Here is a 10,472-nt window from a genome sequence, read left to right as displayed (position 1 = left end):
AGATCACAGGAGTCCATATCGACTCCTTTTTATTGATTTTAAATCAATTAATAAACTAAAAAATACAATCTATACACATTTCTACTCACATCTTTTATTCTAAGCCCTAGATATCGCCACAGGTTTGTGCAACTCATTTAGAGGTATGATCAAAATGATAGCTCCTGTTTCGCCAGACTGATTGCTTAATGTGAAAAGAAAGAGATAGATAAACTACAAAACTTTCGTAGTTTAAATTATGTACAAATAAACTCTATTATCCTGCGATTTGTTCACTACCCCCCTATAAATCTTTTTGAAGCCCTCAACTGTGCACCCTATGCACCATTAGCTTAATCCATTGATATTAAATAATAAATTAGGGTGAACACGGTGTGCACCAACTGTGCATACTGTGCACCTTTTTGCTGATAATTTACTCTTTTGGCGATTTACACTAGGTGGGCGACTCCTTGATATTAAGGTGTCCTATTCGAGGTGAGTGTGTTTAACGTTCTAACCTATTGATAATTTCACAAATATGTTTTTCTCAATAACTCGGGGACAATTTTGTCCTCTGGAAGACCAAAGCACTAATAAATGCTTTGGCTCAGATTTAAGCTGTGGTGTGACTGTAAAGGTATTGCGATTTCCACCATACCTATACTGTGGTGATTTCCACCATGGTTGATAACGAAAATTTGCAACTAACAATAAGTCAGCTACACCCCATCAAATGAGGCTAAACGTTCTTTTTGCTCCCCCGTTAAGTTGAAAGCAAAGTCTTCATGCTCAATTTGCCATGTACCAAAGCTCATAAGGAAAGCAATAGCAGGGTCAATCTTGTTGGCTGATTTCTTTTTATTGGGCTTGATATTCGCGTTTGCGTCCGTTTCCATGACGACATTAGCCATCGCCCACGCAAGCACCGGATCGCCATTGTGACGAATGATTTTACGATTAACAAATACCTCGGCTGATTTCGCCACAGGGCTAAACTTCATGTAAGTTTGAGGAAATGGCTCAACATCTAACCCCGCACCTTGTAGCTGTGTCCTTAGGTGAGTTGCATTCCATGTATCAAAGCCTGTCAACTTGATATTGAATTGTTGGCTATCTCTAAGCACATCATCACGAATGCGATCATAATCAATACAATCACCAGGAGTGGTACGAAGCCAACCTGATTTAACCCATTGACGGTAAATCGCCCTGTTCTTATTGGCGGGGTTCTGTAACTGCGCTTCGGGGATATAGTGGCGAGTCAATAACAACAATTCATTATCAACGGGAAAGGTATAGCAGACACTGGTAATATCCCCCGTAGAAGATAAATCCATTCCTGCATAACACGCTAAGCCTTTAAGGTCAGTCTCGGTATAGTCCATTTCACACGCTAACCATGCGCCCTCACCCATCCAAGGCGTTTCCCCCTGACACCAGATATTAAAACGCTTAGTTAACATTTCTGTCCATTGTGAGGGAATACCTCGCGCCTTTTGTATCGTGTCATACAAAGCATCACCATCAACCGACACATTAAGATTGGGGTTCGCCTTTATCCACAGGCGTTCATCGTCAATTTCTTTTTCGTCATCAAGTTCATAAATCAAAGCAAATAACGATTCATTTTGTTCTTCACCAGCGAGAATTTGACAACAATAATCATAATGTTGCTTACAGGCTGAAATAACGTTACTCCCTGACGTTGTGATCGCAAATAAAATCCCCTCAGGACGTGCCCCCATCCCTAACTCAAGAGCAGAATAAACCGCATTATCAGGGTGTAAGTGATATTCATCAACAATCGCTAAACTGGGATTGGTTCCCTCAATAGTGGCGGCTTTAGCGGCAAGAGGTTTCAATAAGCTATTACTTTTCGGATTAATGACTTTATGTTGCTGTATGGCCACCCGTTTTTTAAGCGGTTTAGACAGCACACACATTTGACGGGCATCATCAAAAACAATACGCGCCTGATCTCGACTAACTGCAGCGGTATAAATATCTTGTTGCCCGTTTTCCATCACCAAGAACCAATTAGCCAGTATTGCCGCAACGGTGGATTTTGCATTTTTGCGGGGAACCTGAATATAAGCACTGCGGTATTTTCTTCGCCCCGTTGAGATCACCTTGAAACCAAGGAGATTCGCAAAGGCAAATTGTTGCCACGGCTCAAGCTCTATCGGCTTACCTCGCAAGTGCCCTTTAACATGTGGGCAAACACGGGAGAACCCGATAAAACGCTCTACAATCTCATTATCAAAGGTGTAAAGCGGATTATTTAAGTCATTATAGTAACGTTCAACAGCTTGTTTTAACCGCTGACAGGCGGGGATTTTGCCTGTTTTGATGTCACTTGCGTACTGCTCCCATGCGTTCATAGGCGATCTAATTCGTCCTCTTCCTCGGTTTCAATTGGATTTTTACGACGAGAAACAGGATCGAACCCCAGTAAGGAAGACATTTTAATCATGATTTTTTCAGCATCAGCCTTGGCACTCAATGAGGGATTACGGCTCTCACTGCCTTGACTATTGATAATGCTAAACCCTCGATTATCTAAGTCTTCAACCGCTTTACGGTACATCGCATAATTGACGCAATACAATTCTAAATTGTTCCAATCGGCTAACGTCAGATCGTCACGTTCTGCCAATATTTTGGCTTTTGTTTTCCACTCTTTCGTCGCTATCTCATTAAGATAAACGGGGGGTTTAGGTGCTCTTGCCATAACTATTTCTATTTCCTAGTAAATTATTTTCAAAAAAATTACCGTGCGTAAAAATTCGAGGAGGGGGGCGGTTCCTGAGACGAGGCCGTTTGTCATTTTTGATACCCCTACCCTTTCTATATGTTTCTCTAACGATTTCTGAAACATTCCATTAGCTCCCTATCACGTTGAGTATTGCGCCCTGTAATGGGCTTTGTAGGCGTTTTTAATTGTCGTTGTCTATACGGTTCACTGTGCTTTAAGAGTCCTTTAACCAACTGATTTATTTCATTTTCACGCATTACGGTTATACTCATCTCGCCAATCATTATTCCGTGTTGCTTTTGCCTCTAACTCTCGATACTCCCCATTTTTACGCTTTTGCTTAGTGAGTGGATCATGCTTAAAGGTTTTGGTGTTATGACAACTGTGACATAACGCTTGATGGTTAAAATCCACCCAAAACAATACGTCACTATCACCGTTAATAGGAATAATGTGGTCAACAATGGTTGCAGGGGTGTATATCCCTTTATTGAGGCAATGCACACATAACGGATTTAACTTGAGATACTGTAAACGGTACTTGCCCCACTGATTGCTATAACCTCGTTCGGTTCGTGTCCCTCGCTGGCTATCCTGTTGTCGTCTGGCTTCTTGTTTATGTTCTTCACACCGTCCAGACTTCACCCGCTTATTACAGCCTTGATAACTACAACGCTTTAGGGGTTGCCATGGCATCTAGTACACTCCCACATCTCGATAGGTTGACCACAGAGAATGAATAGTCAGCGGAACTTCTTTTAATCCATCACTGCCTATCATCTCTCGGTTCTCATAAAGCAAACTGATATACATTAAACAGCCCACCTTGATCGCAGGAGTGAACGACAACCCATCATCAAATCGTTTACCGATATGTTGTTGGCAAACTTCTAATGCGGCATCAATATAGATAGCTAATATGGCATCGTCATAATCATCATCAATACGGCAATGCAACTTCACTTCATCAAGACTGATATTAGGTTTAGTCACGCTCTACGCCCTCACAAATAATTTCCATTCTGCCCTTGGCTTTATCCGCCACAATACTTTTAATATCCCAATGATTGCCGTCCGTGCCGGCGTAGCTAAACATCAATCGATCTGCCGTGGTGATATCAGGAAAATAACGTAACCAAACTCTCACTGTGGTTTCACTCTGTGTTTGCTGACTGCTAAAATACTCGCGCCCTCGGATCCCTTTTACCTCAGCCCAAACTTTCGCAATATCGAACCACATCACCTCATTACCACTAAGCGCATCCGGTTTAAGCTTTGAGCGCTGAATAGTTACCCGTTGATTCATGCGCCCCGCTTTCATTCATCCACCTTGTCAGACTCTTTTTTAACTTCAACGGTCTGTTTCCATGCCTGACTAAATTCATCACCACCTTCACGAGGAGGCAATCCCTCACGCTCACGGGCTTCATTCGGACACATGACTCCCGACTTAATCGCGGTTTCATAACTGCGGAAACGCTCCGTAGGATTAGCGCGGAGTAAATCTGCCGTATCAAATTCCACTTGATAGCGAATATTCGGTGTAGGTGAAGTCAATAACAGCGCTGATTTAATTTGTTGCTCAAAGTTGGCTAACCATGGGCGCATAGTGATGGTCAGTAAGGCACGACTTGCCTCACTAAAGTTGCTGTAAGTACTGTTGGAATATTCTTGTAAAAAGATAGGGCTAATGTTGAACATACGGGCAATATCTTCAATGGTAAAACGCCTTGAGGCTAACCACTCCGCATCTTGGTTACTCATGCCTAATTGTTCATATTCCATGCCCCCCTCAAGAATGGGGGTTTTCCCTGCATTACGTGCCCCTTTGTAGCGTTCTAGGGCTTCTAATGCCTTAGTTCCTTTGAGGCTATCGAGCCATTCACCCGATTTAATAATGCCAGATGCCATCATGCCGTCTTTCATGATACTCGCGCCGTGTCGTTGTTGAGCTAATCCTAAGCCCAATGTTTCACGGCAAATCGTGACGGGTGAGCGACCTAAAAAACCGTCATCGGTCGCATAACGTAAATGCAAGATTTCTTCTTGTAGGTAGGTTTTCACCTTACCGCTATACGGTTCAGTCACGGTATAACTGTATCGGTGATCCCCAAGTCGATTAATCACCACCGCACTAGGGGGATAAGGATGTATTGATTTAGGCTGTCCATCTTTGCCCCACGTAATCACCGCATAGGCGTTACCATTGAGCAAACAATGACGCATTAAAGTGCGCTTAAATTGAAAAGCGGTCTGACAGTCATTCGGTTTTTCATTGAGAAGATAATCAACAGGATGATCACTTAACCACTCTCTTGATTCTCGCCCTTTATCATTGTGTACCCGATACAGAAAACAGGGCATGGAGGCAATAGCTTCACTAATGACCGTCACCGCATTCATCACGGCAGGTAAGCCCTCCGCTGTTGATGAGCTAACGTGTTCCCCTGAGTTTGTGTTAGATATCCCCGCCAGAGAAAGAAACTCATCAATACTTAGACTGCGGGATTCGGAGGCTTTACGTTTGAATGGCCACATTATTCCACCTCAACCAATTGTAACCAGCGGTCAAAATCTTTTACCGCTTGTGGTTTACTGAGTGTTAAGGAGCGTTTGGCAATTTCTACGCCACTATCAGGATAAGCGGGTAAACTGGTGATGGTGATTTCATGGAGTTCGGCTTCTAATACAGTTCTGACATACGGCTCTTGACCAATATCCCACTGATCTTTAATCGCTCGGAAACCAAAACTCATACCGTCAATATCACCTCGTTCAACCAAGGTGAGAACATCACGCCCTAGTTGCGTATCAGGCGGAGTGAGTTCAAAACGTAACCCTGTTTCATCTTCGGTGAGTTGTAATGTGCCAGAAGTCGTGCGCCCCAATAGGTTAGTGTAATCATGTTCATAAAGCGCCCTAACATCGGCACCACTTGATAAGCTGTTACTAAACGCATTTTGGGCAAATTGTTCGACAAATTCATCCCAAAGCACATGAGAGCGTAAGCCCCATTTAATGACATAACCCACCAGCTTTTTATCACTGGCAGAAAGTGTTGCAGTACGGATTTCTAACTCGGTATTTTTCATAGCCTATTCCTGACAAAAAAGAGCGCTCCTGAGATCACAGGAACGCCCCTTGAGTTATTTACCCGCGACTTTAACTTCCAACACTTTAATGGCGTTAGAATCCACCAGCCCACCGCCTAAATATTTATCGGTGTGAACTTTGATAAAGCCGGGTTCAGTAATGTTGTCAGGGCGAGTACGTGTACCCGTTTCATGATCCACAATGAAGTAACCGCGTTTAAAGTCACCTAATGCAATCACATCATCAGCCATGTTTTCGAGATAATGAACCGGTAAGCCTAATAAGGTATCAGGATCGCCAGACTGTAAACGGTCACGCCAGATATAATCCCCATTGCCATTTTTCAGCTTCTGTACTTTAGCAGCAGTATTGGAATTCATCACCCAAACGGCATTTTTGCGATATTTCGCACGTAATTTGAATTTCAGGTCAATCAGGCTATCGGCTTCAATGCTGGCAACGTCAAGTTTTTCTAATGTACCAAACGCGCGCACTTTATCGGCTTTGGCTTCACGAGGATAAGCCAAGAAACCTTTTGCTTTTTTCGTACCATCACCCGTAACAAGATCGGTTTCTTCAGTATCAACAAACGTGTCGCCAATTTCAGTGGTTAACCAGCTCAGAATATCCACATCACTAAAATCAATAATTTCTTGGGTGGTTTTGGGATAGGCATAGATAGGGAATAATTTGATACTGACTTCTTCTAATTTTGGTGTGCCAGTTTCGGTGCGGGCTTGCCCCTCTTCACCGTGATTGACTTTTGCCCCACCCACAGAAACCAGTTGTTTATATTCGTTGCTGTGCGTGGTTTTGATGGTACAGATTTTACGCATCACCGAATCATCGGTTAATTGCTGCATAATCTGCTTATTCAGTTCAGGAATAACGGTATAGCTACCATCAGCCGGAACCCCTGTCGATAAAGTACGGGTTTCCCCTGTCAGGATATAATGACGTAATTCATCATTACTGACAGCTTTATCACCTAATACGTGTTTACCTGTTTGAGTGCGTTCTTCCTCTGCAATCGCTTCGTAACGGGCAATTTCAGTATTCAGAGACTCCGACTGACTACGCAATTCATCAAAGTTTTTCGCTTCATCTTCGGTGAGTGAGCGTTTTTCAGTTTCAGCTTTAGTGAGCAGTGAGCGCATTTGCTCGGTGAGAGTTGCCTTTTGTTGGCGTAATTCGAGTAGTTTTTTCATGAAGTGGTTTCCGTAAACAATAAAATGTTAAGACGTGAAACCAGCTCGGAAAGGGGATGGTCGAATAACCTTTTTCTGCATCACGCAGGCTACTTCTCGCAACTTGATTAGACGACCTAGTGGCGGCTCACGTCTGAGTGCCACTTATCAATATATACATCAAAAATCTAATAAAAAGCCCTAAAAATCATACAATAAACACAAGAAAGCATCAGAACAATTAATTTACAATTCTTTATGCTAATATTTTGATGTTGTGGTCTGAGGGCATTCATTTTAACAATGGAGGTAGTATGGATTTCGATCAGCTTGCATATCCAGAATTAATTATTATTAATGGGGATGAATACAAAGGTAGCCGAGACAGCAGTTCTGTACGAATACCCTACACCGATGAACCCGATGTTGGAATTGGTGATGTTATTACACAAAAATCAGGAAAAAGATTTATTGAATTAAAAGTATTAGATGCTTCATTCCTTGCTGGGGGTTCCTTGAATATAGGTACTCACCACCCACACATATTAACTCTACAAGTTGAAAATATGACTGCTGGTGAGCATAAAACGAAAGATCTTAATTCTGTCGTTAATATAGGTAATATTTCTGGACATCAAATACAAGTTGGGAATAATAACACCCAAATTACAAATATAACTATTCAGGAATTAGTTGAAAAGATTGCAAAATCTAATGATGTTGAGGCAAAAAGATCTCTCATTAAATTACTAGAAAACAGTACCGTTGCAAGTGTAATAGGGGCAGGTATTTCTGGGCTAATAAGTTTATTATAATATCTTACCTGAAGCCGAGCATATTTATTCTCTCGGCTCCTTATCAGATTTATTTATCACTCAACCATTCGGGTACATCATTCATTATATTTTTGAACTCTTGCAGTTGTTCAATTAACACATCTAATTGTTCTTTATTCGTTGCTAAGATCTCCTCTGATAATGTGTGTCTTAAATTTCCGCTAGTATCTTGAAAGAAAAAAGCATGTCCGCTAACCAACTCACGATAATCAGCCGTATGTAAATCATCGAGTTGTGTAATGTTGTGATAATCATAATGTGCCTGTATATCTTCTCGCGTAATCGGCATATCGCCTCCTAATTTAAATATAATATCACCTGCCAAAAGAAGCCTTTTTAAAACCTATTTGCCTATTTTAACAGCACTTAAACTAAAAATATAAAAGGTGCACAGGGTGAACAGTTGGTGCACAGTTGAGAAGTAACTATGCACCCTATTTTTATATTATAAATCAATCAAATATAAAGACTGGTGAACAGGGTGCACAGTTGAACATAAAACTTTATAACTAGGGGGGCTAACTTTTTCTTAATTCAGGTACTGCAGGAAGCCACTCATTAGCTTCATCAGTTAAATCAACGTTATAGTAATAACCCCGTTTCGTTTTAAACTTTCGATAATCCTTTTTATACTCTTGCATCACCTTAGGTAATGAGTCCCCAAACTTGGTTAATGTTAACGGTCTATCAAACCCGTAGGCTTCCATAAATGATAAATAAGCATGGTAGAGATAGATCCTCGGCGCACGAGGATAAATATTCTTATTCCCCATCTTCATCCCTAACTCTTCGCCCAATGAAACCAAATAAGCACAAAAGCTATACAAGGGATCTGAGTTACTTTTGACGGCTAAAGCTTCGCCTGAATCTCTCTGTTCTTGCAGTAATAATTTAGCCTTATCTTGGCAGGTAAATAATTTCAATAAATGGCGAATAATAACGGGTAATTCTTTGCTTATCTTCTCAGGTAACAAGGGATCTTTATCACTCTCTTTAACGGGAGTATTAAAAGAGAAAATAACCCGTCTACGTGCTATCCCTCCGTTACGTTCAGTAAAGCTCATTGGTTCATTATTCGTCGCTAAAACAACTGCCTTAATAATGGTTGAGAATTGTTTCTCATACTTACCGTCAACCTCGATTAAATCACCGCCTGTAATGGCTTTAATGCCCGCCCCCTCTCCAACGTATTTTACTTGGTCAGGTAAGGTAATGAGACTTTTACCCACAAATTGATAACGCCCTCTCGCCTCATCTAACGCTTTCATATTGCCACTGGCAGTATTGTGTGCCCCTGCAAGTAAAGTCGCGATAGAGGTAAAAACACTTTTACCACTCCCTCCCTCACCCGTCACCTCGATAAATAATTGCCAATCATACCGATTAGCTAAAATCATAAATAAGCCCGCATTAATACGGTTCATCTTTTCTTCATCGTTGCCAGCCGAATGAGATAACCACTTATAAAAACTAGGGGCATGTTGTTTTAAATTCTCATTAGATTCAGGCGCAGTGAATACGATCCCATTATGATTAAGTAACCAGTTTTCTGGTGCATGAGGCTTAAATTGTTGAGTCGATAAATCATACACACCATTACTAAAACCAATTAACTCTCGCTTTTGCTCACCTAAAACTGGAATTTGTAATTTCAACGCACCAATCGCATTTTTAACCCCCGTTGGGCTATAAGGTGTTTTATATTCATCAAAAATCGCCACCATTGCCCGTTGTAAATCACTATCAGATACTTTATTCCATACCCCATCGACATAGTGATAAACCATCTCACTATCTGGAATAATAGCGAGTTTTCCGTAACGTTCTGCGAGTAATGCGCCTCGTTGACTGGCCGCCATTTGTGAGAGATTGGTGTTCGCCCCTTTTTTATCCGCATGAATAACGGTCACTGTGGCTAAATTATCCATTTGGTACATTCCCTCATTAAATGCCTGTTTTGCTTTCTCAATCCCAAATTGCTGACGGTAATCATCCCAATCGGCTTTATCCTCTGTGGGCGGTAAAGTTACCCACCCATTAACCGTTTTAGTGGCTTTTTCTGCTGAAATTTTACCCACATTCGGCTGACCGATCTTAATATCATTATCCGCAGCTATAATTATCTTTGCCTCGGAATAATGCTTTCTAGCCCATTCAGCAACAGGTAATAAGTTGCCCTCATCAATCGCAGTCAACACCAAACCACTATGTAGTTGACTCACTGTTAAGGCGGTGGCATACCCCTCGGCAATCAATACTATCTCAGTCGTTTTTGGTAATTCAGATAAGGGCATAAAACTGCCCTTTTTCTTTGTCCCTGATATCAGACGCTTTTCACCATTAGGCTTGATAACCTGCGCCCCTGTAACCTCGTTACCGCGCTGAATAATTAACAACATCGAACCATCAGCAAGTAATTTTACGGGGCAATCGTGCCCCTTTTGAGTCAGGTACGCTGATTTGCCTACTATAGTTTGAGCCACCAGCTTTTGTACCTTTTCTGCGATAGGTTGAGACTCTGATTTTGGAGTCTCCTTTCTGGCAGGTTCAGGTAAAGGCAATGACAAAGCTTGTGAGACTTCTTTAGCTGCCTCATAGATAGAGATGCCTTTTACTTTG

11 protein-coding genes are annotated in these 10,472 nt (G+C 41.6%); 1 reads left to right on the top strand and 10 read right to left on the bottom strand.

Annotated features, from left to right (window positions below):
- Positions 1–701: 701 nt before the first annotated feature.
- The 8 genes from INT04_RS18685 to INT04_RS18650 all read right to left on the bottom strand — a co-directional run bounded on the left by INT04_RS18685 (position 702) and on the right by INT04_RS18650 (position 7,038).
- The gene (locus INT04_RS18685; RefSeq protein ID WP_161738183.1) at positions 702–2,363 is read right to left on the bottom strand and encodes a terminase large subunit; all 1,662 of its coding nucleotides are present in this window, start codon (positions 2,361–2,363) and stop codon (positions 702–704) included.
- Entirely contained in the window at positions 2,360–2,713 is a 354-nt protein-coding gene (locus INT04_RS18680) for a phage terminase small subunit P27 family (protein WP_004245345.1), read from the bottom strand. The genes INT04_RS18685 and INT04_RS18680 overlap by 4 nt, the downstream gene beginning before the upstream one ends.
- Positions 2,714–2,986: 273 nt before the next feature.
- On the bottom strand, positions 2,987–3,433 hold the full coding sequence (locus INT04_RS18675) for an HNH endonuclease (RefSeq protein ID WP_004245346.1): 447 nt from the start codon (positions 3,431–3,433) through the stop codon (positions 2,987–2,989).
- On the bottom strand, positions 3,434–3,730 hold the full coding sequence (locus INT04_RS18670) for a head-tail connector protein (RefSeq protein ID WP_004245347.1): 297 nt from the start codon (positions 3,728–3,730) through the stop codon (positions 3,434–3,436). It lies immediately after the preceding gene.
- Complete coding sequence (locus tag INT04_RS18665) at positions 3,723–4,058, bottom strand: phage head closure protein (protein WP_004245348.1); 336 nt, start codon at positions 4,056–4,058, stop codon at positions 3,723–3,725. Before INT04_RS18665 ends, INT04_RS18670 begins: the two co-directional genes overlap by 8 nt.
- Positions 4,055–5,275, bottom strand: a complete 1,221-nt coding sequence (locus INT04_RS18660; protein WP_161738184.1) for a phage portal protein — start codon at positions 5,273–5,275, stop codon at positions 4,055–4,057. Before INT04_RS18660 ends, INT04_RS18665 begins: the two co-directional genes overlap by 4 nt.
- Entirely contained in the window at positions 5,275–5,829 is a 555-nt protein-coding gene (locus tag INT04_RS18655) for an HK97 family phage prohead protease (protein WP_161738185.1), read from the bottom strand. The genes INT04_RS18660 and INT04_RS18655 overlap by 1 nt, the downstream gene beginning before the upstream one ends.
- Before the next feature lie 54 nt (positions 5,830–5,883).
- Positions 5,884–7,038 (bottom strand): phage major capsid protein, encoded by a 1,155-nt coding sequence (locus INT04_RS18650; RefSeq protein WP_193017548.1) that lies wholly within the window; start codon positions 7,036–7,038, stop codon positions 5,884–5,886.
- Between the two features lie 293 nt (positions 7,039–7,331).
- On the opposite strand from INT04_RS18650, the gene INT04_RS18645 reads away from it, so the two are divergent.
- Positions 7,332–7,832: a hypothetical protein gene (locus INT04_RS18645; protein ID WP_049194568.1), complete on the top strand. Its 501-nt coding sequence runs from the start codon at positions 7,332–7,334 to the stop codon at positions 7,830–7,832.
- Between the two features lie 49 nt (positions 7,833–7,881).
- On the opposite strand, the gene INT04_RS18640 is transcribed toward INT04_RS18645, so the two are convergent.
- Together INT04_RS18640 and INT04_RS18635 are read right to left on the bottom strand one after the other, a co-directional pair.
- Positions 7,882–8,142, bottom strand: coding sequence for a hypothetical protein (locus tag INT04_RS18640; RefSeq protein WP_049194569.1), 261 nt, complete (start codon positions 8,140–8,142; stop codon positions 7,882–7,884).
- Between the two features lie 229 nt (positions 8,143–8,371).
- Positions 8,372–10,472: primase-like DNA-binding domain-containing protein (locus INT04_RS18635; RefSeq protein ID WP_193017547.1), on the bottom strand; the 2,101-nt coding region annotated here is incomplete at its 5' end.

Source organism: Proteus sp. FME41, from assembly GCF_014897315.1.
Lineage (GTDB): Bacteria > Pseudomonadota > Gammaproteobacteria > Enterobacterales > Enterobacteriaceae > Proteus.
The sequence above is the reverse complement of the archived record's forward strand: the minus strand, read 5'-3'. Positions and strand labels throughout refer to the sequence as shown.